The organism is Erysipelothrix sp. HDW6B (assembly GCF_011301115.1).
In the GTDB taxonomy this organism is placed as follows: Bacteria; Bacillota_I; Bacilli_A; order Erysipelotrichales; family Erysipelotrichaceae; genus Erysipelothrix; species Erysipelothrix anatis.
The window spans coordinates 978,493-1,003,698 of the sequence record NZ_CP049860.1 but is presented as its reverse complement, the minus strand read 5'-3'; the positions used below and the strand labels follow the sequence as shown (position 1 = coordinate 1,003,698).

Annotated in this window: 20 protein-coding genes; 3 read left to right on the top strand and 17 right to left on the bottom strand. The window is 38.7% G+C overall.

Going from position 1 to position 25,206, the window contains the following annotated elements:
• The 10 genes from G7061_RS05020 to sufC all read right to left on the bottom strand — a co-directional run bounded on the left by G7061_RS05020 (window position 1) and on the right by sufC (window position 9,750).
• Window positions 1-597: a membrane lipoprotein lipid attachment site-containing protein gene (locus G7061_RS05020; protein ID WP_166083066.1), complete on the bottom strand. Its 597-nt coding sequence runs from the start codon at window positions 595-597 to the stop codon at window positions 1-3.
• 10 nt (window positions 598-607) lie between these two features.
• Window positions 608-1,861, bottom strand: a complete 1,254-nt coding sequence (tyrS, locus tag G7061_RS05015; RefSeq protein WP_159640157.1) for a tyrosine--tRNA ligase — start codon at window positions 1,859-1,861, stop codon at window positions 608-610.
• Between the two features lie 11 nt (window positions 1,862-1,872).
• Complete coding sequence (locus G7061_RS05010; protein ID WP_166119460.1) at window positions 1,873-3,120, bottom strand: citrate lyase holo-[acyl-carrier protein] synthase; 1,248 nt, start codon at window positions 3,118-3,120, stop codon at window positions 1,873-1,875.
• A gap of 225 nt (window positions 3,121-3,345) precedes the next feature.
• A complete protein-coding gene (locus G7061_RS05005) occupies window positions 3,346-4,503 on the bottom strand; it encodes an MFS transporter (protein ID WP_166119455.1) in 1,158 nt (385 codons plus the stop codon).
• Window positions 4,490-5,044, bottom strand: coding sequence for a 5-formyltetrahydrofolate cyclo-ligase (locus G7061_RS05000; protein WP_166119450.1), 555 nt, complete (start codon window positions 5,042-5,044; stop codon window positions 4,490-4,492). The genes G7061_RS05005 and G7061_RS05000 overlap by 14 nt, the downstream gene beginning before the upstream one ends.
• A 16-nt stretch (window positions 5,045-5,060) precedes the next feature.
• Complete coding sequence (gene sufB, locus G7061_RS04995; protein WP_166119445.1) at window positions 5,061-6,476, bottom strand: Fe-S cluster assembly protein SufB; 1,416 nt, start codon at window positions 6,474-6,476, stop codon at window positions 5,061-5,063.
• Window positions 6,469-6,909: a Fe-S cluster assembly sulfur transfer protein SufU gene (sufU, locus tag G7061_RS04990; protein WP_159638840.1), complete on the bottom strand. Its 441-nt coding sequence runs from the start codon at window positions 6,907-6,909 to the stop codon at window positions 6,469-6,471. Before sufU ends, sufB begins: the two co-directional genes overlap by 8 nt.
• Before the next feature lie 8 nt (window positions 6,910-6,917).
• Window positions 6,918-8,126 carry an aminotransferase class V-fold PLP-dependent enzyme gene (locus G7061_RS04985; protein ID WP_166119439.1) on the bottom strand — a complete coding sequence of 403 codons (1,209 nt, stop codon included), beginning with the start codon at window positions 8,124-8,126 and terminating at the stop codon, window positions 6,918-6,920.
• Window positions 8,117-8,929, bottom strand: a complete 813-nt coding sequence (locus G7061_RS04980) for a SufD family Fe-S cluster assembly protein (RefSeq protein ID WP_236262324.1) — start codon at window positions 8,927-8,929, stop codon at window positions 8,117-8,119. Before G7061_RS04980 ends, G7061_RS04985 begins: the two co-directional genes overlap by 10 nt.
• Window positions 8,929-9,750, bottom strand: coding sequence for a Fe-S cluster assembly ATPase SufC (gene sufC, locus G7061_RS04975; protein ID WP_159638844.1), 822 nt, complete (start codon window positions 9,748-9,750; stop codon window positions 8,929-8,931). The genes G7061_RS04980 and sufC overlap by 1 nt, the downstream gene beginning before the upstream one ends.
• A gap of 213 nt (window positions 9,751-9,963) precedes the next feature.
• Here sufC and G7061_RS04970 point away from each other — a divergent pair, with 213 nt between their 5' ends.
• The 3 genes from G7061_RS04970 (at window position 9,964) to G7061_RS04960 (ending at window position 12,279) form a co-directional block, all read left to right on the top strand.
• Window positions 9,964-10,947: a peptidylprolyl isomerase gene (locus G7061_RS04970; RefSeq protein WP_159638846.1), complete on the top strand. Its 984-nt coding sequence runs from the start codon at window positions 9,964-9,966 to the stop codon at window positions 10,945-10,947.
• Window position 10,948: 1 nt separating this feature from the next.
• Window positions 10,949-11,800, top strand: a complete 852-nt coding sequence (locus tag G7061_RS04965) for a lipoprotein (protein WP_159638848.1) — start codon at window positions 10,949-10,951, stop codon at window positions 11,798-11,800.
• A gap of 80 nt (window positions 11,801-11,880) precedes the next feature.
• Window positions 11,881-12,279 carry an HIT family protein gene (locus G7061_RS04960; protein ID WP_159640127.1) on the top strand — a complete coding sequence of 133 codons (399 nt, stop codon included), beginning with the start codon at window positions 11,881-11,883 and terminating at the stop codon, window positions 12,277-12,279.
• A 96-nt stretch (window positions 12,280-12,375) separates the two neighbouring features.
• Here the strand turns inward: G7061_RS04960 and G7061_RS04955 are convergent, their stop codons facing one another.
• The 7 genes from G7061_RS04955 to G7061_RS04925 form a co-directional block, all read right to left on the bottom strand.
• A complete protein-coding gene (locus tag G7061_RS04955; protein WP_166119435.1) occupies window positions 12,376-19,563 on the bottom strand; it encodes a discoidin domain-containing protein in 7,188 nt (2,395 codons plus the stop codon).
• A gap of 228 nt (window positions 19,564-19,791) precedes the next feature.
• On the bottom strand, window positions 19,792-21,942 hold the full coding sequence (gene pnp / locus G7061_RS04950; protein WP_159647492.1) for a polyribonucleotide nucleotidyltransferase: 2,151 nt from the start codon (window positions 21,940-21,942) through the stop codon (window positions 19,792-19,794).
• 84 nt (window positions 21,943-22,026) lie between these two features.
• Window positions 22,027-22,293, bottom strand: a complete 267-nt coding sequence (gene rpsO / locus G7061_RS04945; protein WP_159640118.1) for a 30S ribosomal protein S15 — start codon at window positions 22,291-22,293, stop codon at window positions 22,027-22,029.
• 144 nt (window positions 22,294-22,437) lie between these two features.
• A complete protein-coding gene (locus tag G7061_RS04940; protein ID WP_159640115.1) occupies window positions 22,438-22,947 on the bottom strand; it encodes a DUF3592 domain-containing protein in 510 nt (169 codons plus the stop codon).
• Between the two features lie 33 nt (window positions 22,948-22,980).
• A complete protein-coding gene (locus G7061_RS04935) occupies window positions 22,981-24,273 on the bottom strand; it encodes a hypothetical protein (RefSeq protein WP_166119432.1) in 1,293 nt (430 codons plus the stop codon).
• 26 nt (window positions 24,274-24,299) lie between these two features.
• Complete coding sequence (locus G7061_RS04930; RefSeq protein WP_159647486.1) at window positions 24,300-24,674, bottom strand: hypothetical protein; 375 nt, start codon at window positions 24,672-24,674, stop codon at window positions 24,300-24,302.
• A gap of 92 nt (window positions 24,675-24,766) precedes the next feature.
• Window positions 24,767-25,111: a hypothetical protein gene (locus G7061_RS04925; protein ID WP_159640106.1), complete on the bottom strand. Its 345-nt coding sequence runs from the start codon at window positions 25,109-25,111 to the stop codon at window positions 24,767-24,769.
• Window positions 25,112-25,206 lie beyond the last annotated feature (95 nt).

The following is a 25,206-nucleotide window of genomic DNA, read 5'->3' as shown; positions in this document are numbered from 1 at the left end:
TTACGCTTCCTCGTCAGCCGGAGCATCTTCGGCAGGTGCATCCTCAGCTGATGCATCTTCAGTTGGCGCCGTCGGTGCAACTTCTACAGGCACGACTGGGCCATCTTTATATTCGAGATTGAATTCGAGAAATTCTCGTGTTGTTTCAAGATGAGAATAATCTTTCCAACTTACAAGAATTTTTAAATTGACTGTTGATTCGGATGTTTCACCGTTAAGTTGGAATCCCCCAACAAATGTTTTTTCTGTATCTGTTTGATTTGGAATCATTGAATATTGTCCATCAAAAATTCCAGCAGATGGCATCATTGTTTCTTTATTGTAGGGCTCATTGTTTGCAACGACTACAACTTCAACTTCATACAATGCAATCCGTGGCTGATCCACAACGATTTCATAGACGTAGCCATCACCTTTTTTACCCATAGTTGCTTTAACATTGAAATATGGTGATGACGCCGCAAATTTATCTTGATCTAAGATTGCTTTCCAAGATGACTCATAGCGTTTTACTTTTTCAGCATAAAGACTCTTCTCTCCGAATGAACATCCAGTCACAAGTAATGCAAGTACTATTAATGTAAGGAACTTTTTCATCAAGGCCTCCTTAGACGCTAACGTGGTTGATTAAATGATATGTTTTCTTACCACGTCGAATGACGGTAAGTTGTTCGCCAATTGCGTTTTCTTTTGTAATGATAAACTCGGCATCGTTCACAACTTCGCCATTGACACGAATCGCACCATCTTTCACGAGTTGACGCGCTTCACGCTTACTTGGAAGAATGTTGGTATCAACGAGTAAATCAACGATTGTTTTTGCTTCCGCAACATCGAGTGAGCTACTGCCTTTAAATGCTGATCGAAGTTCTTCAACAGATAAGTTTTGGACATTACCAGAGAATAATGCTTCAGTCATTCGTAACGCCATGTCAAGACCAGCATCACCATGAACAATTTGTGTCAATTCTTTCGCAAGTTCTTTTTGAGCATGTCGTAAGTGCGGTGCTTCTTTAAATGCAACTTCAATTGCTTCAATTTCTGCAACTGATTTAAAGGATAGACGTTTGGTAAAGTCAATAATGTCTTCATCACTTGTATTAATCCAGAATTGGTAGAACTCATAGGCATCAGTACGCTCAGGGTCTAACCAAATGTTTTGCCCTTCACTCTTACCAAATTTAGTACCGTCTGACTTCATAATCAAGTGTGATGTGACACCATAAACTTCGGATTCATGTCCTTCAACACGACGAATTAACTCAGTACCACTAACCAAGTTTCCCCATTGATCAGATCCACCAATTTGTAATTGTACGCCTTCATGCTTAAAGAGATGAAGGTAATCGATCGCTTGAAGAATTGTATACGAGAATTCAGTATACGAAATACCTGTTTGAATACGTTTCGCAATCGTATCTTTTGAAAGCATTGTCGCAACACTAAAGTGTTTTCCATAATCTCTTAAAAAATCAAGCATGGATAAATCACCCAACCAATCACGATTATTTAAAATACGAACTGGATTATTATCTGAACTGACGATGCGTTCAATTTGGCTACCAATTCCTGCGATGTTACGAGCTAAATCTTCGTCAGTTAGCATTGAGCGTTCTGTCGTTGGTCGTGGATCCCCAATCATTCCCGTAGCGCCACCAACAAGCGCAATTGGATGGTGTCCTTGTGCTTGGTAACGTTTTAGAAGGATGATTTGTTGAAGATGTCCAACATGCAATGAATCCGCTGTTGGGTCAAATCCACAGTATAGGGATATTGGATTTTCAAGACGTTCATTCAAAGCATCTCGGTTTGTAACGTCTTTAACAAGACCGCGCCATTCTAATTCATCTAAAAATTTCATTGTTTCCACCTTTATTTTTCTTGTGTATCAAATAACATTTTTATCTTCAGGTAATAACGTTGCATGATATCTAACATACATGTTATCACAAGTAGGGTCGTATCGTCATAGGGGTAAATGTAACTTGAACTACAGAATTTGTCCAATTCAATCCATTTATCCTCTTTATGAATCAAGTTCTTCGAAAGAAACTGAACTTTTAACAAGTTTTGGTCGCCATTATGCAAAATGATCGACTGATCATCATGACGACTCATGATATAGAGCAATGTTGATGTGATTGATTTATTCTTTTGAAGAAACGGAACGTAGTGGTTAAAGACCTCACGCATCCCGATTTCCACAAATTCATAGCGTTTTGGATCTTCATCAAAAAAGCCATGCTGTGCAAATCCTTCACCAAATTGTTTGACCTGCTTGGTAATATCTGCATACCCTCTTGAGTTTATAAACGCAAACATAATAATGCTTGTCATAAAAACAGGATATTTATAGGTCTGTTGGTTTAAAACAGCACGTTGAATTTTTGTTTCAATGTCATGTTGATATCGGTTTATATCGGAAACATTATGACTGTTTACGTTAAAAATACGATGTGCTTCATCTTTGTAGGCCCGTACTAAATGAATAAATTTCTCAAAGTTCATTTGTTCGTTACTGCCTTTATAGTTAGGTCCATACATTCCAAATCCAAGTTCTTTGGTATATGCACTGACATATCCATAAACTAAAATATTGGAAAGGATTGTTTGCTTATCGCCTTTAACAATATAGCCTTCAACACGTTTAATATAGTTATCAATGTATTTAGGATCTACAACAATATCATTCATGAGTTCATCCAAAGCAACTTTAAAATACTCATCACGGCGTGGTGTTAGGCCAAGAGAATCTCGGGTCCACTCTTGTGTAGCATCAAAAACATCACTATCGATAGCAAAGCCTATTGGATGGTGATCTTCATAATGGACAAGGATGTCTTTCACTTTTTTGGCATCTTCATCCAGTTTAATGTAAAAAATAAGTCCTTCTTCATCAAATGTATAGGACCACGATTCCATATTAAATCTTTCCCATATTTCAAAGAAAATTGTGAACACTGCATACGATACAACGTTTCTTTGTCGGTCATTCCCTGCGAACGATCCTCCAAGGACGAGGAGTGATCCTTCTTGACCTTCAATCATGCCACGCATAATTCCATTGCGTTTCGCACGTAGCTCTCGAATTGATTCCGATGTTAATTGAACAATATTCATATCGATCCCTCTTTCAATATCCCTATTTTACCATAAATACAATCTTTTTCTTATCAAAATATCAATTATTTTCACAAAGTTTGAAGAAAAAAGGGCTTTCGCCCTTTTCTCGATTGTTACAGTTATGAAATCTATTCCTAGGATAGAGAAATAGCCTTCTGCAAACCAATTGATTTACAGGATTATTGTATCGTTATAATTTGTAAATGTGTTGATAAGCATATGTTAAACTGTGTGATTATCTGGTTTATAAAAGAGCATTAATGTTGCTGGAATAATCATCAATAAACCAAACACAGTGAGTGCTGTTCGAATCGTTGTCATCTCAACAATTGCTGCAGCAAAAATTGGTGTAAATACGGCACTTAAACCAATGGTTATCGATATTGCAACCATCTGTCCGGTCGAACGTAAATGTTCGGGCACTTCACGATAGACAAGATCCTTTTGCGAAATCAGTAAGAATGGATAAGACAGCATTTGCAATACGGTCATGATTAAAATGCTTGTAACACTTGGTGCCATTGCATAAAGAAAAAAACGCATAGCAGTAATTACGGATGCAAAAATCATGAGTTTCTTACCACGATATTTAATTAGGAGACGTCCCATGATAATCATCATCGGAATTTCACTGATGGCTTGCACAAACCATTTGGTCCCAACATTTGACGCATTACCACCCAAATCAAATATCAAATCGATAACGGTGATGCCGTCTGCATTGTAAACAAAGTAGGCGACAAAATAAACAACTAGTAGTAGCACATAGTTTTTATTTTGAAATAGTGCTGCCATATCTTTAAACTTGATGGGATCAGGGGATTCAGTTTTAGCCTCTTCTAGTCGAAATGACAAAAAGATAACGCACAAACTAAGCACACCTGATAGGATACCAATACTATGGAATCCCATACTGGTTGCAAGGTACCCACCTACTAAAGATGTAAGTGCCCACCCGAGCGAACCCAGAGAACGAATGCGACCAAACTCGTGATACAACCCATCAGTCTCTAAAACCCATGTATCGTATAAGTTACTCGCAATCCGGGTAAATCCAGCCATGGTTCCAACTGCAAAAAAGTGAAACCAATAATTGGCGCCATCGAAGCTAAAGGCCATCAACCCTGTCATAAACAGAATAAAGGTAGTATAAATAAAGAAACGTTTAATGGCTCCGAATCGATCACTGAGGTAACCTACTAAAATTTGCCCCACAATCGATACCACTGCAAAATAGGACAAAATATATCCCCTTTGCGTCCCCGTATATCCAAGTTGGGTTAAGTATGGAATCAATTGTGTAAACATAATTGCATGGGATGCATACACAAGGAACATTACCACACTAAACTTAAACATTTTATTTCTATTGTTTTGCATGTATTACCTCTCTATTTGTAATGATTGCATCACACGGTATATCATGCATTTCTTCAAAGGAAACTGTTGTTTCTTGAAAGTCATATGCAAGACCAATTTTGATGAAATCAGTATCTTTTAAATATCGATCGTAATACCCCGCCCCATAACCTATACGATATCCATTTCGGTTGAATGCTACCATTGGGATTAACATCATGTCAATATCTTTTGCGTCAATGGTCACCGCTGTCGTAGGTTCGAGGATTCCAAGTTGTCCTGGTGTCAAATCTTGAAACCCTGTAACTGGGTGAAAGGTCATCGCCTTATTACTAATTTTAGGCAAGACTAACGTCAGTGTGGGATCCCACCACAGCGTTTCCATAATCGTGTATGTATCGACTTCATGGTTAAATGCGGCATATAAAGCAATAACCTTATGCCCTGACGTTCTTTCTATCACTTGGTCATGGATTGCTTTGTCCCACGGCAAGCGCGTTTCGACATCATATTTTTTTCGCTGTGCAATAATCGCGTCAGCAATGTCTCGTTTCACTGACATAGGCATGTCCTTTCTATTACCCAACAGATCCTTCCATCTCCATCTTCATCAATTGATTTAATTCGACGGCATATTCCATTGGTAATTCACGTGTAAATGGTTCTAAGAAACCAAGAATAATGGTTTCGGACGCTTGCTCTTCGCTAAGTCCACGACTCATCAAGTAGAAGAGTTCTTCTTCAGAGATTTTGGAAACGCGTGCTTCATGTTCGATGATTGAAGCATTGGTCTCTACAATATTTACAGGCATCGTATCACTCATCGATAGTTGGTCCAAAATGAGTGTGTCGCACTCGATTTTCGTTTTAGCATTTATAGCGTTTTTATCGTGATGGACAATTCCTCGATAGTTTACAGTCCCACCATTACGTGAAACAGACTTTGAGATAATGGTACTTTGCGTATTGGGTGCTTTATGTATCATTTTAGCGCCAGCATCTTGCCATTGATTTTTACTTGCGACAGCAATCGAAATCGTCATTCCCTTCGCAGCATTTCCTGCAAGAATGCAAGATGGGTACTTCATTGTCTTATAAGCACCAATGTTTCCGTCAATCCACTCCATCACCCCGTGAGCATCAACTGTTGCACGTTTGGTTACGAGATTGTAGACATTGGTTGACCAGTTTTGAATGGTCGTATAGCGACATTTTGCATTTTCATGTACAAAAATTTCAACGACAGCAGCATGCATTGAATCTTTCGAATAGATTGGCGCTGTACATCCTTCAACATAATGAACATCCGCACCCTCATCAACAATGATGAGCGTTCGTTCAAATTGCCCCATTGATTCAGCATTAATTCTAAAATAGGATTGCAATGGTTTATCCAACACAACACCTTTTGGAATATAGATAAAGGAGCCTCCAGACCACACCGCAGTGTTGAGCGCTGCAAACTTATTATCATTGTAGGGTACGAGTTTATTAAAGTATTTTTGAACAATTTCTGGATAATCACGGAGTCCTGTATCCATATCAAAAAACAGGACCCCTTTTGCTTCAACTTCCTGAAGCATATTGGCGTAGACCACTTCTGAGTCGTATTGTGTCGCAACACCTGACAAGTATTTCGCTTCAGCTTCTGGAATTCCAAGACGATCAAACGTGTTCCGAATAGTTTTTGGAACATCTTCCCATAACGTTTCAGCACGATCGCTTGGTCGTAGGTAATAAATATAGTCTTCAAAATCAATGGCCGATAAGTCAGCCCCCCACGTTGGCATGGGTTGCGCTTTAAAGTGCTCGTATGCTTTTAGACGCAGATCTAGCATCCAATCTGGTTCTTGTTTAATTCGAGAAATTTCACGCACGACATCTTCATTAAGCCCTTTATCAAATTGGACTACAGCTTCGACGTTATCATGAAATCCGTATTCGTACGTTTCGCTGGGTAAACGATCTCGATCGCTAATTTTTTCTTCACTCATCTTGATCCCTACTTTCTTCAATTAATTCCGTAATGCCACGCCATCCTAATGTAGCACAATGAATACGGTTGGCTTGACGTCCAACATTTTTAAATGCATTCGCTTCTTGCAAGACATCGTGGTCATACGTATCGAGGTGTAGCATTTTATTGTATTCAGCAATAATTGCGGTTGCTTCTTCAATCGTTTTATTTTTAAGTAATTCTGTCATGATTGAAGCTGCCGATGTTGCAATCGTACATGCTTGACCTTCAAACGCAACATCCACAATCTTTCCATGTTCAATCTTGGCTTGAATCAAAAGATCATCAATACATGAGTCAGTACTCATTTGAATACTTGGATAGTCTGACTCCATGCGTTTATTTCGTGGATTTTCATAATGGTCCATGATAATTTGTCTTAAAAATTGTGGGTTATCAAAATAATCCATATACCCTCCTATAAATATAAATCGATTGTTTTTTCAATCGTAATTGTTTCGACTGCTTCAATGAAACGGTCCACATCATTTTCGTTATTGTAGAAATAAAGTGACATTCGGACACTTTTCTCTGCTTTTAAAGCACCATTTAACATTTTGGCGCAATGTTCGCCAGAACGAACCGATATTTTCAAACTATTGAGGTATGCCGCAACATCTTGAGCAAATATTCCTTTCACGGAAAATGAGATAATCGCATTATCAGCTTGTGGATTATATACCGTTACATGATCCATACCAAGTAAAGCATTTAAGGCTTTCGTGTGGAGTGGTTTAATCGTATTATGAATCGTTTCAAATCCAACGCTTTGAAGATAATCAATAGCGCTCCCAAAGCCAATGACACCTTCAATATTTGGTGTTCCCGATTCGAATTTTGTAGGTGCTTTTTTGAGAACAACATCACCGCATGCACTATAACGCACATTGTTGCCACCACCAGTATTTAGTGGTTCCATAATTTCAAAAATTTCCGGCTTCGCATATAAAACACCCACACCAGTTGGGCCGAGCATTTTATGGGCACTGAAAGCAAAAAAATCAACATCAAGGTCACTCACATTAACGGCTGTATGACCGACTGATTGCGCGCCATCCACACAAATAAGTGCACCAAATTCGTGAGCAATTGTTGCGAATGCCTTGATATCATTCTCATAGCCTAATACATTCGAAATATGTGCAATAGAAACAAGTTTGACACGGTCATGCATTGCTTGACGCAGCGCATTCGTTGAAATTTTTCCATCATGATCCAATTTAATGAATTCAACTTCAATCCCGAGTGTTTCGCTTAATGCGAACCAAGGGAGTGTATTTGAGGCATGTTCGGCTTCGTTAAGGAGCACAACATCCCCCTTCTTAAGATGGTGTAGCCCATACCCATGAGCCACCAAATTCAAACTTTCACTTGCACCGGAAGTAAAGACAATGTTCTTTGGTTCCGTATGAATAAATGCTGCGACTTTTTTTCGAGTTAACTCGTATAAATTACTGGTTTCCAGTGATTCATTATAATCCCCACGATGAATGTTGGATGATAAGCGTTCATAGTAATCGACAACTGCATCAATTACTACCTGGGGCTTCAAATTTGTTGCTGCATTATCAAGGTAAGCAACATCAGGGTGATGTTTATAAAAGGGGAAATCATCTCTTATTGCCATTGGTTATTCACCTTCTCTGTAATTTCTTGTGTTAATTGTTCTTTAATTGCAGGATCATCAATGCCATCAACAATCGGCATCAAATAGCCCGTTATAATCAGCTTCAAAGCATCAAGACGCGATAAACCACGTGATTGCAGGTAATAGATATGTTCTTCATTCGGTTGACCCACTGATGCTGCATGAGATGCTGCAACGTCATTCTCGTCAATTAGAAGCATCGGATAAACTACACCGTGAACCGTCTCACCTAAATTCATGATACGACTCATTTGATGGGTCTCTGATCCACCATTACCTTTAGCAATAGACCCAATAACTTCTAAGTGAAGTTTTGCTTCATCTAAAACGATCGCATTGCAGGTTACCATTGCATAACTCTTCTTCGCTTGATGATCTGCTTTAATTGTCCATTTGAGATTATTGAAACTGATAATAGCCCCTCTAAAATCGACATGACTCCCTGCACCGATATATTCAATGTGTGTTTTTTTATGATGATTTCCAAGGGACATTTCACCATAGTTTGCGACAAGATGAGCGCGCTCATTTAAAATAAGGTGTTCATCAACAACTAATGCTTCGTTACTCTGATTGATCCATAGGTATTTCCAATTGGAAGATTCTTGGGCATCAAGAGTAAATTCTAAGTTCCCTGCACCACTCACAACAAGGTAAACACTACCTTCTGTTTGGGCAGGAATGGTTAAGCTCACATTCATGGAATCGTGAACATGTATATGAACTTCATTAAAGCCTGCTTCAAGGCTTACGTTTTGTGATGTTTCAATTACGATTGCCATTATTTGTTACCTTGGATTCGATCTTTGATAACACACGATTCTAATGCAATTCGTTGCTTATGTTCTTTTTCTGTTTCCGCTGGTTTTGCTTCAATCCAGTCATAACCTTCACGGTCAATTTTTGTAACGAGTGTTTCATCTGAACTTAAAACAATTTGACCGTCCATCATGATATGGGTATGCGTGGGTTTAATCAATTCAAAGAATCGCTCATAGTGGCTGACAATAATCAGTCCCATTTGCCGTTTATCTTGTTCTTCTTTTAAGACTTCTGCAACGAGTCCAAGTGCATCAATGTCCAAACCTGAATCGATTTCATCAAGCATTGTAAAACGGGGTTGCAACATCATCATTTGTAGAATTTCATTGCGTTTCTTTTCGCCACCTGAAAAGCCTTCATTTAAGAAACGGTGTGCTAGGTCTTCTTTCATGCGAAGACGTTTTACACTGGACTCCATTCCCTTTACGAATTCAAACAATCCGATTGGTGTTTCACGACGTGCGTTTAGCGCTGATTTCAAAAAATCAGAGTTTGTAACACCTGATACTTCTTGGGGATACTGCATCCCTAAAAAGAGTCCTAATTTACTTCGTTCATCCACTTCAAGCTCCAAAACATCTTCTCCATCAAATGTAATTGAACCTTCCGTTACTTCATAGCGGGGATGTCCCATTATTGCAGAGAGTAACGTTGATTTACCATTTCCATTAGGCCCCATGATTGCATGAATCTCACCTTCGTTGACAACCAAGTTTACTCCCTTTAAGATTTGTTTTCCTTCAATTTCAACATGAAGGTTTTCAATACGTAATTGTGCCATGATAATTCCTCGCTTCTTTATACTTTTATCATTATATCACAGTGGTACAATTCTTAAACGCACCAACGCAATTCTCTTGTTAATAATTAATTAAAAAATACATGCTTTTTCACACGAAGTTCATTCACTTGTGAGACACTCATTACATTGCCGTGTTTTATTGCAATGGGGTTGTAAATAACCTATAATGAGAAAGTTAAAAGGAGGATTATAATGATTGACAATTTAAAAAAATATTGGTTTGTCGTCGTTATCTGTTTAGTACTAGTTGCCGGAATTGGCTTCTATGCAAAACAGCAAATAGGTACTGTTTTACGCGGTAAGACAGTCGAGGGGAAACAAGTCGTCTCCGAAATCGCTGGCGTTAATTATTTTGCCGAAGACTATAACAAAGATCTTAAAGAGCGATATGGTTTGACTCAAACATATGCACTTTTCGAACGTTCCGTTTTATCTTCAATTGAAACGACACCAGAAATTGCTAAGAAATCGAAAGAAATTGCAGAAACAGCAAAAGCTGGAACTGCGCAGCAACAAGGTCAAGCAGGAATGCAACAACTTGAAAGCTATGTCATTTCATTGGGCTACAAAGGGCTTGATGAGTTAAACATTGTTTATGAAGACATGGCAAAACGCGATCAAATTATCTTAGATTACGTGAATGCGAATAAAGAAACATATTTAGATCCTTATGTTGAAGCAAGCTCACCACGCATGGTTAGCCACATCTTGATCAAAATGACCGATTCAAAAAATCCAACAGCAGAGGAACAAGCGAAGATTGATAAAGTTAACGCACAACTTGCTGAAGGAAAACCATTTAACGAAGTAGCGATGGCCCTATCCGATGATACTGCATCCGCACAACGTGGTGGTAGCATTGGATTTACAGATAAATCCTCACAATTAGTACCAGAATTTTTAGCAGCTGCACTTGCAACTGAAGCAGGACAAACATCAGAATGGACCGCTTCACAATATGGAATGCACTTAATTAAAGTTGATTCAACAAATCCAGAAGACTTTGTAAGTAATGATGAAGAAAAAGCAAAATACATCGCATCACTTACAGCTTCAAATAAACAAATTGTTTACAATGCAATTTGGGATAAAGCAAAAGACTTAGATATTAAATTTACTGATGACGCCGTCAAGAAAGAATTACTCACATTAATGGGTATCGAGGAAGGACAATAATATGAAAAAAATTACAGCATTATTAGTCGCTCTTCTTGTTCTTGCAGGATGTTCTGATGCACGCGTGAAGCCAGCATCAAATGACACAATTTTTACAGTTGGTAACCAAACTGTGACAGAAACACAATTGTTTGAAGTTATGAAACGTCAAGACAACGGTGCTACTGTTATTCAAAACGCAGAGCAATCTGTAACCAAAGACATTAACGACCCTTCAATTGAAGAAGCTGCTCAAGCACAACTTGCTGAAGCAAAATCAATTCTTGGTGATCAGTTCCCACTCTTGTTAGAACAATTAAACATGGGTTCAGAACAAGATTACCTCGATAAAGTTGTTTACCCAACACTGAAAATGGAATTCTTAGTCAAACAAACTATCGAAGCAGATTTCGACGCTCTTGTAAAAGAGTATCAACCACGCAAAGCAAATATACTTCAAACTCAAACCGTTGACCAAGCAAACGAAGCGTTAACACGTATTCAAGCAGGTGAAAAAATGGAAGATGTTGCCAAAGATGTTGCTATGGCAAATTCCCAGTACACTGGAAAATCAGCAATTTACAACCTTAAAGGAACACAGTTCCCATCACCAATTTCACAATTCATGAACCAACAACAAGCTCCTGGCTTAAGTGGTGCATTAAAAGATGAAACAAATGGTACAGCGTACATTGTTGAAATCGTTGAAACCGATGCAAACAAATTTAAAGATGATCTTTTAAACCAATGGAAAAAAGATCAAGCACTTACAAAAACATACCGTGCTAAAGTCTTTAGCGATAATAACTTCAAAGTTTATGACAAAGATATTCTTGATGCAATCACTGCATCCTATCCAGGTTACCTCGCTTAAGCATACAAAAACACACCATCCGGTGTGTTTTTTTTACCATCAAATCAGACTGTGCTATACTTAATCAAAAGGAGACGATTATGACACTATTCCAAAAAATTATTGACCGCGAGATTCCTGCATACATCATTTACGAGGATGAATTTACACTTGCATTTCTCGATATAACACAAGCAACCCCTGGACATACTCTTGTTATCCCTAAAACGCCTACAACCTCGTTTATGAGCGCAGATACCAAAACCCTTGCCCATGTTCAATCAGCAGCACAAATCGTTGCTAAACGGCTTCAAGAGCGTCTCAATGTACAAGATTTCAATATCATCAGTAATTCCGGTCCACTTGCAGGACAAACCGTCTTTCATTATCATGTGCACATTATTCCACGCTACAGTGACAAAGACCTGATCATTGAACACGGATCGCATGCAGATGCCATTGAATCTATCTACCAAAAAATTAGTACAAACCCTAAATAACGGCACACTCAGTGACGCTATTCTTTACACAGAAAAACCACCCATTAAGGTACATGGGTGGTTTTTTTCGTTGACATCTTAACGATGAGTCACGAATTAAGCTTTACGTTTTTTTGAGAATAGTAACGCTACTGCACCTGCAAGAACAATCAATATTCCAAAGTATGGTGCTTGTGTTGCCATACCTGTTGCTGGAAGTTTTGTAGGATTTTCTGTATTGGTGTTTGTCTCTTTCTCTTCTTCTTTCTTCACAGCTTCTTTAATCGTTACTGTTGCACGCTGTACAGTTCCGTCTGAAGATGTGAATGAAATAGTTGTTGTTCCTGTTTTTAGAGGAATGAATGTTGCAGGTGAATTGAATGTTGCTGCAAAGAAATCAGCATCAAAAATCCATCCTTGGCCACCCTTCAGATCATCAAATTCTGGGTAAAGTGTAAATGCTTCCCCAACACGAATCACATCAGGTAGTCCTTTAAAGCCTTCAATTACGCCACCATTTACTTTAACTAATTGGTTTACGGTACTTTGTAAGTGTGCGACTGCTTCATCCAATACTGTTTGTGTACTTAATGGATTGTTTGCAATTGCTTCCGCTTGCGCTTTTGCAGCTAACATTGTATTCCAACTGGATTCTGTATACGACTCCGGTGATAATGCATTGATTGATTCTAGGAGTTTGTTTAATGCATCTTTATTGAGTGTATTTGGTGTTATTTCACCATCTGGATTATTAATCAGGTCCATGAGTGATGGAATCATTTCTAGGTAAGATTTCGCATCTAGATCTGATAGGTTTTCTTGAGCAAGTGCATCCGTGAATGTTGATGCAGCTGTCGTAATCGTTTCAAATGTTGTTGCTTTATAGTCTTTTGCATTTAATTTCGCAACGACATCAATGAAATCTTGAAGCGTTTGACGTTGGGTTGGATTTGCTTTTACGACAAGTCCATTATAAGCCGTTTCAAGTGCAGTAAGTGCTTCATTGAGAGCTTGTTGGGTTGTCGCTGTTGATAAAGCATTTTGTGCCGACTCAAGCGCTGTATTAAGGGCAGATACACTGAGTGGTGTATAACGCGCTGTATCAAGTGCAACGACTGTGGTGACAAGCGTGTCAAGTGCTTGGCGATCTAGTCGAACCATGCTTGCTTGTGCTGATTCCATTTTTGTTACAAATTCAGCGACAGTATCCAAGTTTGCAAGAATATCATCTAACATTTCAATAGCTTTTTCTTGAAGTTTAATGAATGCTGATGTCGTACTTGAATCGTACTCTGCAAGGTCCATCGTAGCTAATGTTTCTAGTTGAACTACACTTCCATTATGTGCCAAATCACTGAATGCTTTTTGAAGCGTGTTGTAGTGTGTTTGGATGTCATTTGCTGTAACTGATTGCGGATCAGATTCAAATGCCTGAATCAATGTCGTCGCAGCATCAAGTGCTCCATTCACGTGTTCATAGAGTGCTTCATGTAACTGTTCAACATATTCTGTATCCGAGAGTTTGGTTGTTACTTGTTGTGCAAGTGTCTTCAGACTTTCGATATCGATTGCTTTAACAGTTATGGTTAGTTCATTGGATGCAACTCCCTTAGCAGAATGTGCCTGAATTGTAACAACACCTGCTTTGTGCGCTGTTATGACGCCATCTACGACACTTGCGATTGTCTCATCAGTTGATGTCCATGTGAATGCTTCTGTCGCATCAGCTGGTGTTAATGCAGCATTAACAATTTGAGTATCGTTAATGTTTAATTCCGTCTTATCTGCGGTTAATACGATAGATTCAATTGCAATCTCTGTATCCATCAATTCACCGAAGAGTTTCATCTCAGCCATGGATGCGAATTTATTCATTTGTGCTACCGTTGAACTTGTTCCCAAGGACTCAAGGGCAATGAATTTTACGTAACGTGCTGGAATCTTATCAAATTTTGAAACTTGATAGTTTGAACGACCGATGAGTCCACTTACGTCGTATGGTAATGTATCTTCAACGACGGGTTCGAAGGTTTCACCATCTAAGCTTGTTTCAATACGGTAACGTACAATGTCCCCATTACGATTTCGCGTATTAGGCAAGAAATTAAGTTGTTCTAAGTTATAAGTATGTTTGAGATCAACGGTTACTGAGATTGGCAGTTTTGCATTGGTTCCATAACTCGTATGCCAAATTGTTTCTGGATCATTATCGAGAATATTTGTGACATAATCGGAATCAGCTTGATTGGTGAAATCGACAATTTCAGCATTTCGTGTATCAATTGGATGGATACTATCAGCTTGATCTGTGTTCGATCCTTTTAGTTGGAGTTTCGAGAATGCAAGGTTTAATTTAATAGTTGCATCTTCAATTTGAGAAATTGTTTGTGGATTATCGAGAACAGCTTGAGCTACTGCACGTGCTTCCATAACTGCTGTATACGTTTCTTCAGTATAGAGACGTTGGTGTAAGCCGTCTGTTTTTGCAAGAACGGTTTCAAGCATTGTTGTATCGAATCGATCACTCACTGTTAAATTATGCTCAACTGTGATTGATGAGTCAGCAAGTGATGTTGCTGTCAATACAACGGTTCCAGCTTTTTTACCGGTAACATAATATTCATAGCCTTTTTCGGTCACAATTTTTGTAATGGTTGCGACACTTGGGTCTGAACTGGTTATTTCATAGAATGGATTAATCGCATTCAATGGTCCAACATTCGCTTGGATGCGTGTTAGGCTTTCAAGACCGATGTGATCTGGCGTTGTAGCATCAAATGCTATCGATGATACAGCTGAACCGATATTGGATATAAAGTCTATTTCATATAGGGATAGCATTCTATTTTCAACAGTCCCTGTTGTAGTACCAGTTGCAGATCCTGAAGCTGTAAGTGGTGTAATTTCGATTCGGTCAATGGCTTGACCTTCTGGAACATTCCACTCGAAGATAGATTTAAAGGTGCTAATCGTACCTAAGTCAATCGCTGTTTCACCACTATATGCTGTGGCTTTAATTGATGTGACACTTCCATTTGATCCTGAAGGACGGTTGTGAACACGAACTTTTGAAATTGGATGTGATTCTTTCAATTTAAAGTTCATCGTTGTTGGGAGTTTGACATAGTCTGGTAAATCACCATCTGTTGGTTTCCATTTGAATTCAGCCAATTCTCCTACTTTGCCATCAAACAAGAGTGATGCATAGTTACCTTGTTGCCATAATTTCGCACCATTTGAACCATCATCTGTTGGCATCAAGTCATTGGTAAAGGTCATGGCTTCAATATCATTAAGTGTTAACTTCGTTTCTGTACTTGGTAATACAGGCTCTTCCACTTCATTAAGTGCGTTAATCGTACTTAAATTATCACCAACAAATTGAGCACTTTGTGGTGTAATTGCTGTTGGGCCCGCAAATTTCTGAGTCATCTTGAAGCTACCGATCACACCTGTTCCATTTAAGGTTTCGGTTGGTCCAACATTTGTAAAGATTAGATAGTTTACGCGTGATTTGTCGGTGTGTAAACGATCTTTACTAAAGCTCTTCATAAATTGAGTTAGTACTGATGTACTGTTCGATTCGAATTTGTATTCTGTATCGTTGTATGGAATTGCAAGGTCTAATGCATAAACATTTTCCATACCCATTCCATAAACAGTGTATGTAACAACCTCTCCCGCTTGTGCTTCTGTTACGGAAGGTACGATGAGAACCTGTCCTTGTACTTTATTCTTTTGAGGTGTGACACCACCATTGAGTTGTCGTGCTACGAAAGAAATGTCATACGCATCGATTTTATTGTCATAGTTAATATCTGCTGCATCGACATAACCCTCAAAGTCAGCATCACCAAATTTGAGACCTGCATAGTTTTCAAAGAAAATGAGATCTTCTTCGTCTAGCGTGCCACTGTTATTCCAGTCACCAACAATTTGTGATGGTGATCCTTCGACAGCATATGGACGTAATTCATGTGCCGTGAAGAATCCACCGACTGAATCTTTGACACTAATTCGTAAGTAGCGCGCACGTAACGGCTGATCGAAAGTCAGTGTCTTCATTGTTTCACCTTTGGAATAACTCCATGCTGGTGTATCGACCCCTACTTTAGCACCTGACTTCCATGTTTCACCATCTAAACTATAATCAACTTCAAACTTACGAATCGTACCATTTCCAAAGTCTGGTCTAGGGACGTATTCCAGTTTTTCGATGTGATAGCTCTTTTGCATGTCAATTGTGAAGGTATTCGTGTATGCATCCCCTCCGGTTGCGGAGTGGAATTGTGTCGCTTCATCACCATCAACGGCATCTTGTGCGACTGTTCCTGCATAGCCACCGCCACCTGTCCATGTTGCAGTCATATCTTTTGGAACATTACGATATGGATCCAGTGCTGTTTTAACTGTAATTGGCGCTGTCCACTTCGAATGACCGGTTTCATTAACCGCACGAACACGGTAACTATAATCAGTATCATAATTGAGTTCTTGATGCGTAAATGTAGATGTTTTTATATTTGAGAATACGATACCATCGATTTCCACATCATATGTTTTCGCTTCGCTAACATCGTCCCAATCTAATGTGATTGTTGATGATGTTTGTTCTGGTGATGTTAGATTCGTTGGCACTGCAAGATCTGGTGACTCAACATTTGGTGAGACTTCTTGCTCATTCGCAAAACCATCGACAATCACTGTAAATTCATGATCTTGGACATTAATTTTGTCTGTTGATTTGATGAACACTTTTGGTCGTGTTGTAAGTTTGTTTGTATCAAACGTTGTGCCTTCTGTAGCATACTCGCTGATAATTGAGACTGGAGCTTCATCATAGAAGTAAACATTACCCGTAGCAGCATCATAAGCTTCTTTTGATGTTACTTTTGTAAATGTCACATCATTTCCAGCAACATTACCACGAACAGCTTGAGGGGCTTGTGATACGTTAACGATCATTTCTGTATCTCGGTCTGTAACCATACTTGGATAAGCACCCGCTGTTTTACCAATAGATAGAGTTGCTTGATCACCGCTAACAGATGATGAAATTACGGTATTCGTTGATGCACCATCTAACGTAATACCATCGTCTTCATAAAGTTCGAAATTTGTGTCGCCATGTGGATAGAATTCCACAATTCGGTGTGATTTATCAAGTCCCTTAGGATTTGATTCACTGATTGGACGAGGGTTATTATTTTCCGCATACATAGGAACAATTGCTCCGTTTTTAACGAATACTGGTGTTTTCCAAATTGGTGCATCAAAGTTATTTAAAACGGATCCACCACGGTATTGTTCACCTGTAAAATAATCAATCCAAATTTGTTCAGCATCTGGAAGATAGATGTCGTTACGAATGTCATTCCCTTGTGCATCTGAAGCTGTATCTTGATAAATAGGCGCTACAAGGAATGAACTTCCCCACATGTATTGGTACTGTGTTGCTTTTGAATAAGTATGCGCATCTGGATACTCAAGCATCATTGCACGAACAAGTGGCATACCAGTTTGCGATGCTTCGTGTGAAAGTGTCGCAATATATGGCATCATTTCTGCTTTTAGTTTTAGATATGCACGGTTAATTGACGTTGTATCTTCACCAAATTCCCAAGGATTTTTCTGTGAAGCACCCCATCCATCCATATCGAGCATATACGGTGTAAATGCTTTCCATTGGAAATCACGTGTTTGAATGATTGGGTTTTTACCACCAAAAATTCCATCTAAGTCACTCCCAATATTTGGCATTCCCGACAATCCGGTTCCAATATATGTAGGAATATGGAAACGAATATACTCCCAGTTACCACCAGATTGGTCCCCTGACCATATACCTGCGTAACGTTGTGTTCCTGCCCAACCATCAAGACTTATAATGTTTGCTTTGGATCCAGATAATTCCGTAATTGCATTGAATGCATGTTGGACACCATCAAGTGCCATTGAATATCCTGCTCCGACCCACGCAACGTCAGTTTTAACTGCACGTACGCCAGCATCTTGAACTTCACGTTGGATATCACGTTCACCTTTTTTAGGATTATCTTTGTCAGCTGGCCATAGGTTTGCTTGTGTCCAAAGTCCAACTTCAATTCCTTTGCTGTTTGCAAAATCTGTAAATGCTTTTAGTTCCGCAATATCACCATCAAATGAATCGGATTGACCATAACCACAGCCATAACCATCATTTGGATAAAATGCTCCAATCGGCAAATCATATTCTTCGTGAAGTTCAATTTGTCGTTGGGCGGTAAATGTTTTATTACCATCTTTTTCCATTAACGATTCTTGAACTTCACCTGGTTGAATTTCACCGGTTTGTGCTTGACGCTCTGTATAGTATTGACCATCAATCTTCTTACCATTTGTACCCGAAGCTGGTTTCCAAACATCACGGTTATAGCAGTTTAAATGTGCAAGATAGAAAGCATAATCCGGTTGTTGTGCTGGTTTCCCAGTTAAATTTGTATATGAATTTAGAATTCCTTGTGGGTTATCATCAACCATAATGTAGGCGTCAAAACGTGATTCATTATGCGTTGCAGAGACAATTCCTGGTAAGGTTTTACCAAAGTCATATTCCCCTGGTTTAAATGTGTTACGAACAATCCCATATCCTTTTGTTGTCCAATAGAAAGGATTCGGACTTGCTACACCACCGTCAACCCAGTTGTTACTGTTGACAGCTTTAACAATTTCCCCTTTGTGAGAGAAACGTCCATTTTGGGTTCCTCCACCATAGAAGTATTCATCGCTCTGTTCAACTAATGACTGAATTGTTTGATTGTTCTTGTACATAATCGGTGCAGCTTCCTGCATAACAATCGAACCGTTTGCACGGCGTACAGTCATTTTCGAACTCGCTTTTTCAACTTCTATCGTTATTTTGGATGTCTTAATTTTAAGAACATCGCCATCCTCAACAGTAATTTCTACACCGCTATTGGCTGCAACGGTATCATCATTGTTGACAACAATATTAGCACGGTGTTCCTTTTTATTTGGAGTTGGATATTCTTGAAAATCAGTGTCATTGATGTCGACATAGTATCTAAAGAGATTCTCATCAATAACGGAAATACGTGTTTTATTACCATCACTGTGTGTCAATGTTACCTTGTTATCTGTAACTGTGACACTTTCAACAGAGCCCAATACTTCATATCCCGTCTGATCGACTGTTGGAATATCAGTAAGTTCGTCTGTTGTAGCAGAGATTGCGATGGTCATATTTGGACTAATAAGACTCATAGCAATCAATAAACTTAAAAAGAGACCACTTATTTTCTTCACTACTTTCCCTCCTCAGCGTGTTACCGCTTACATAATCAGTCTAAGGAAAATAGTGAAACGAATATTTGCACTTTTGAGTAGGGTATTTATATTTATAAGCGATTTGTTAATTAGGATAAGGAAACTGTTGATATGTGTAAATCAATGAAAGACATTCTTCGTTACTCCATTTTTAAATCACAAACTTTTGTTAAAAAAAAGATGCATTTAGAATGCATCTTTTTACTTTTATGATTTTGTTTCTGGTGTTTCTGTTACTTCTGGTTTCTTGACTTCTGGTTTTGGTAGCAATGCTTTACGTGATGCATTGACACGTCCACGATCGTCAATTTCAGTAACTTTAACTTGGATAATATCTCCGAGTTTCAGTACATCTTCAACATTTTCTACGCGCTCGTGCGCAATTTTTGAAACATGAAGCAATGCATCCGTTCCCTCAAACAACTGCACGAAGGCACCGAATTTTTCGATACGTACGACTTTTGCGTCATAGATTTCGCCAACTTTAGCTTCACGCACAATGTTTTCAATAATTGATTTTGCTTTGTTAATAGCTGCCATATCGCTATGGTAGATAACAACACGACCGTCATCTTCGATATCAATTTTGACATTGTCAGCATCTTCGATAATTTGGTTGATGATTTTTCCACCAGCACCAATGACATCGCGAATCTTGTCTGGAGCAATTTGTAGTTGTGCAATCTTAAGTGCATAAGTACCAACTTCAGGACGTGGTTCGGAAATAACAGCATCCATCGCATCCATCATTTCGGCGCGACCAATTTTCGCTTGAGCAAGAGCTTCTTGTAAAATTTCACGGCTCAATCCCTTAATTTTAATATCCATTTGAAGTGCTGTAATACCATTTTTTGTACCGGCAACTTTAAAGTCCATATCTCCGAAATGGTCTTCCATTCCTTGGATATCTGTAAGGATGGTGTAATCATCACCCAATTGAACAAGACCCATCGCAATACCACTCACTGCTGCTTTAATAGGAACACCTGCTGCCATTAATGCAACAGAACCTGCACAGATACTTGCTTGTGATGATGATCCATTAGATTCTAAAACTTCAGCAACTAAACGGATTGTATATGGGAATTCTTCGACTGTTGGTAATACGTATGATAACGCACGTTCTCCAAGTGCACCGTGACCAATTTCACGACGTCCAGGGGCACCCATACGTCCTGTCTCCCCAACTGAGTAAGGTGGGAAGTTATAGTGGTGCATGAAGCGTTTTTCTTCAACATCAGATAAGTCATCAATAATTTGAGTATCACCCATTGCACCTAAGGTTGCAACAGAAAGAACTTGAGTTTCACCGCGTGTGAATAATCCACTACCGTGAACACGTGGAAGAATGTCCATTTGTACATTCAATGGGCGGACTTCCGCAACACCACGACCATCAGGACGAATCTTTTCGACAGAGATTAAACGTCGAACTTCACCAGCAACAATAGTGTGTGTATATTCTTTAACATGTTTAAGTGTCTTCGTTTTAGTTTTTTCATCTTCGTATTCTTTAGCTTCGAAGTGTAATTGTGCTTGTTCTTCCAAGTCATCAATTGCACCATAACGTTCAAGTTTTTTCTCGATAGCAACTGCTTTACGTAATGATACTCCTACAAGAGCTTCAACTTCTTCTTGAATGGCTTCAGGCACTTCGTATAAGGAAACTTCCATTTTCTCTTTAGCAACTGCTTGAGCAATTTCAATTTGATAATCGCATAGTTTTTTGATCCATTCGTGACCAAACATCATCGCATCTAAGAATTCTTCTTCCGAAACTTCTTGTGCTCCTGCCTCAACCATGTTGATAGCATCTTTGGTTCCGGCAACAACTAAATGCATACGTGATTGTTCTTGTTGCTCAAGGCTTGGATTCACGATGAATTCGCCATCGATCATTCCAACAGTAACACCCGCAATCGGTCCTTCAAATGGAATATCGGATACACATAATGATAATGATGCTCCGAACATCGCTGCCATATCTGGCGCATTATCTTTATTTACCGAAAGTACCGTATTTACGACTTGTACTTCATTTCTAAACCCTTCTGCAAAAAGAGGACGAATTGTACGGTCGATAAGACGTGATGTCAATGTTGCATGTTCACTAGGTCTTCCTTCTCGACGTAAAAAACCTCCTGGGATTTTACCTACAGAATATAATTTTTCTTCATACGTCACTGTTAGTGGGAAGAAGTCAATATCCTTTGCTTTTTTACTTGCAGTTGCTGCTGAGAGCACCACTGTATCTTCATATCTTACTAGTACGGATCCACCTGCTTGTTTCGCAAGTTCGCCGGTTTCAACTATTAATCGCTTACCATCGAAATCTAATTCGAATACTCTCTTGTCCATAGTTCACCTCATATTTATCTTTATCAATTTTATCATACTATTGCTGTAATGCCTATTAAAAAAGGAGCGTTGCGCTCCTTTCGATTATTTTCTTAATCCTAAACGTGTGATTAATTCACGGTAACGGTTGATGTCTTCGTTACGTAAGTATGTTAATAAGTTACGACGACGTCCAACTTTTTTAAGAAGTCCACGGTTTGAGTGGTAATCTTTCTTATGTTCTTTCATATGAACTGTAAGAATGTTGATTTCTTCTGTTAATACGGCTACTTGTACTTCTACTGAACCTGTATCTTTTTCATCACGAGCGAATTCTTTCATGATTTCTTGTTTTCTTGCTTTTGATAACATGTATTTGTCCTCCTATGTTTCTAAGCCCTTTGAAACCGCGTATTCCGTCGAGGAGACGTGAAACCCAGTCACAAAGCTCATTTATAATATCATAAATATTTCCTTGCGACAACATTATCTCCAATAAATTCCACTTTTTGTGGTTTAAACAAAGACTAAGTACGTTATCAGCATCGCAACTGCCGTTAAAACCGCAGCAACCGTTAAAATCAGTGGGACATAGGAACGAGCATATCGCTCAACATACGCAACTTGAGGACGCGTTTCATCATAATACACATTCAGCGATGAACCAATTGGAAAATGATCACGCATCACCGTATTAACGGATACCATCGAATTACCTCGTAATCGTAATACTGTATCAAGTAGATCCGTCTTTACTTCTGTGTTAACTCGATGAAATGGCGTACTGACTGATTTTACATATGAATATTTTAATGCCTTACGATAGTTAACACCATTGACAGTATATTCGACAACAGGTGCCCTCGAGTCATTGACCGAGTACTTAACTACAGTTCCTTTGGTTCGTACTTTATCTTCTGATTTGTAGTTATTGTCGCGGCGTTTTAACGCTATTGCAAAACCTGCAAGTACCACCAAAATCAAACCATAAATTGCCATCATAATATTCAAAAACGAGTGTGTCATAACTATTTCCAACTTTCTTAATACTTACTTTAATTATTGATTTTCAAGTGTTTCAATGTCTTGATACGATCCAAAGTGATAACGATAGTATGTGATATCATAGGCATGCTTTACACCTTTTATATTGATCACAATTGTATCCGTATTGGGAGCCTTGATATATGCATTTACAATCCCCGCACCATTTATAACCGTTGCACCACCATCACCATTACGCAATTGTCCACACAGATAACTGTAATGTGATGATTCGATGGATTTATTGACTTCAAGCACCGTATTGGTACAATCGTCAAAAGAGTCATACCGTAACGTATCAACATTCAAAGCGGGGTCTTTGGAAAACAATGTAATTTCATTATTTCGTGTCTCGTAGGCGATGCTCACATCCGCAGGATCTAGGTTAGATGCTTTTAAATCGATAATACGACCAACGCCTAAAGGTCCGACTGCTGGTATAATTATTCGATCATTGAATACCAAATTTTCATGTTTTGAACCTTCACTTACCTGATTAAGTGCTTGTTCAACTGTAAAGGTGTGAGTCGCCGCGTTGTTATTTAAGTCACGCGTTTCGGCAAGATAATGTGTGATACCTGTCGTAGGATCTGAATTAATAATTTTAAATGCGATTCGTTTTTCACCTTCAATTGCATCTTCCGCAGTAAAATATGATGCTAAGTCCAAGGTCTCACCAGGTTCCAATTTAATTGATGATGGTCCCGTAATGATGGGTGGTTTCGAATCCCTTACATGATAACTGAATAAATAGGATTGGCGCTCGCCATTTTTTTCAGCCACTAATGTTGCTACGAGTGGCAATTCTTTGTCGTTATTTTTTGACATCATCGCATTAATCATTTCATAGCTCGCATTAGAGTAGCGGTCAAAAAGTGCACCACTGTCGCTTATACGCATGTGACGCCCATAGAAATTCGTGATGTCATATTTCGCAATGCTTTCAGGATACTCGTTTCTTTTCTTAATTCTTAGTACATTATCGTTCGTATGCATCATGAAATCCTGATTTGCATCAATTACCTGTTTTGACTCATTTGTGACACGGAATTCTGTAACCGTCGTCACATCAATTCCCGTAATCGAAATAATGCGATCATAATGCGATTGCTTAGTATCGATAATCGCATTCTTAAAATCACTAAATTCTGGTTTTGTATTATTTATATCAAATTCGAGAACAATATTCTCATTGAAAACAATATTGAGTGGCTCAGACTTTTCTTTTAAATACCGTCCACCTACAACTACCCCAAGAACCACAATAATACTTACGATACAAATAATAATTCCCTTTTTAGATTTCATGTTTCGCTCCAATCATTTTTACACAATCAATCTTGTAATATCAGTGCTGCAAGCAACACAACCCCAACTGCTTTAAGAATGGCTATCGCAATAAAAATCAATAAAAATGACGATGCACGCGTAACATCAGGTGTACCCACAATTGCTTGACTGCTTACATACATATTTCCTGATACTATGTTCATCAAATCAAAAAACGAAGCAGCAATGAGTAAACCAACGCCAACCCGCGCCTGTTTGGTATTGGTAATATTTGTCGCAATGATAAATAGTGCGAACGAAAGAGTTAGCACCGTCACAAAGACGTACAAATTAGACGGGACCAAGTACGCAATGATTTCGCCGATTAACACAATGGCGATGAGTACTGCAAAGTATTTTTTAGAATCCTTTTTCCCCATATAAGAATCCTCCTCACCTTCTCTATTAAGCATAGCACAGAATCAAGGTCTTGCCGTCATATTTCGTTACAAAAAAAACTGCTTTTGGCAGTCTAAAGGGGTAAGTCAGTGAGTATATGGCGAAGGCGTTCTGCATCAACACGGTAGTAAACCATTTCATACAATTCTTCATCTTTATACATTATATACCCGAAGTCATCATCATGAATGCGTGGATCTCGGACAATAAAGTAAAGTTGATTTGTTTGCGGAATATCATTTCCTTTGAGTTGATAGATATGCGTTGCTTCCCATTTAGGAATGGCCGTAAATGCTTCGGCCGATTGAAATAGTTCATCTAGTTTTTTAGCTTCAACTGTGACATCGACGTGTTCATCTTCAAAACGGCTAATATTAATACTTTGTGTTAGTATTGGTAAATCTGGAAATTCGTACATACGGTTACCTCTAATCTATGTTCAAGTATACGAGTTTCAGCGTATTGCTTCAATTTATTTGCCTGTGTATCGCTGCAAAAGGCGACAAAAAAGAG

What these genes read in the sequence shown, in the direction of transcription:
- G7061_RS04940 (WP_159640115.1), bottom strand. Translation starts at nt 22,947, where the DNA reads ATGACACACTCGTTTTTGAATATTATGATGGCAATTTATGGTTTGATT.
- G7061_RS04960 (WP_159640127.1), top strand. Translation starts at nt 11,881, where the DNA reads ATGACACTATTCCAAAAAATTATTGACCGCGAGATTCCTGCATACATC.
- sufB (WP_166119445.1), bottom strand. Translation starts at nt 6,476, where the DNA reads ATGAGTGAAGAAAAAATTAGCGATCGAGATCGTTTACCCAGCGAAACG.
- tyrS (WP_159640157.1), bottom strand. Translation starts at nt 1,861, where the DNA reads ATGAAATTTTTAGATGAATTAGAATGGCGCGGTCTTGTTAAAGACGTT.
- G7061_RS04985 (WP_166119439.1), bottom strand. Translation starts at nt 8,126, where the DNA reads ATGGCAATAAGAGATGATTTCCCCTTTTATAAACATCACCCTGATGTT.
- G7061_RS04970 (WP_159638846.1), top strand. Translation starts at nt 9,964, where the DNA reads ATGATTGACAATTTAAAAAAATATTGGTTTGTCGTCGTTATCTGTTTA.
- G7061_RS04930 (WP_159647486.1), bottom strand. Translation starts at nt 24,674, where the DNA reads ATGGGGAAAAAGGATTCTAAAAAATACTTTGCAGTACTCATCGCCATT.
- sufC (WP_159638844.1), bottom strand. Translation starts at nt 9,750, where the DNA reads ATGGCACAATTACGTATTGAAAACCTTCATGTTGAAATTGAAGGAAAA.
- sufU (WP_159638840.1), bottom strand. Translation starts at nt 6,909, where the DNA reads ATGGATTATTTTGATAACCCACAATTTTTAAGACAAATTATCATGGAC.
- G7061_RS04980 (WP_236262324.1), bottom strand. Translation starts at nt 8,929, where the DNA reads ATGGCAATCGTAATTGAAACATCACAAAACGTAAGCCTTGAAGCAGGC.
- G7061_RS04935 (WP_166119432.1), bottom strand. Translation starts at nt 24,273, where the DNA reads ATGAAATCTAAAAAGGGAATTATTATTTGTATCGTAAGTATTATTGTG.
- pnp (WP_159647492.1), bottom strand. Translation starts at nt 21,942, where the DNA reads ATGGACAAGAGAGTATTCGAATTAGATTTCGATGGTAAGCGATTAATA.
- G7061_RS05000 (WP_166119450.1), bottom strand. Translation starts at nt 5,044, where the DNA reads ATGTCAGTGAAACGAGACATTGCTGACGCGATTATTGCACAGCGAAAA.
- G7061_RS05010 (WP_166119460.1), bottom strand. Translation starts at nt 3,120, where the DNA reads ATGAATATTGTTCAATTAACATCGGAATCAATTCGAGAGCTACGTGCG.
- G7061_RS04925 (WP_159640106.1), bottom strand. Translation starts at nt 25,111, where the DNA reads ATGTACGAATTTCCAGATTTACCAATACTAACACAAAGTATTAATATT.
- G7061_RS04965 (WP_159638848.1), top strand. Translation starts at nt 10,949, where the DNA reads ATGAAAAAAATTACAGCATTATTAGTCGCTCTTCTTGTTCTTGCAGGA.
- rpsO (WP_159640118.1), bottom strand. Translation starts at nt 22,293, where the DNA reads ATGTTATCAAAAGCAAGAAAACAAGAAATCATGAAAGAATTCGCTCGT.
- G7061_RS05005 (WP_166119455.1), bottom strand. Translation starts at nt 4,503, where the DNA reads ATGCAAAACAATAGAAATAAAATGTTTAAGTTTAGTGTGGTAATGTTC.
- G7061_RS05020 (WP_166083066.1), bottom strand. Translation starts at nt 597, where the DNA reads ATGAAAAAGTTCCTTACATTAATAGTACTTGCATTACTTGTGACTGGA.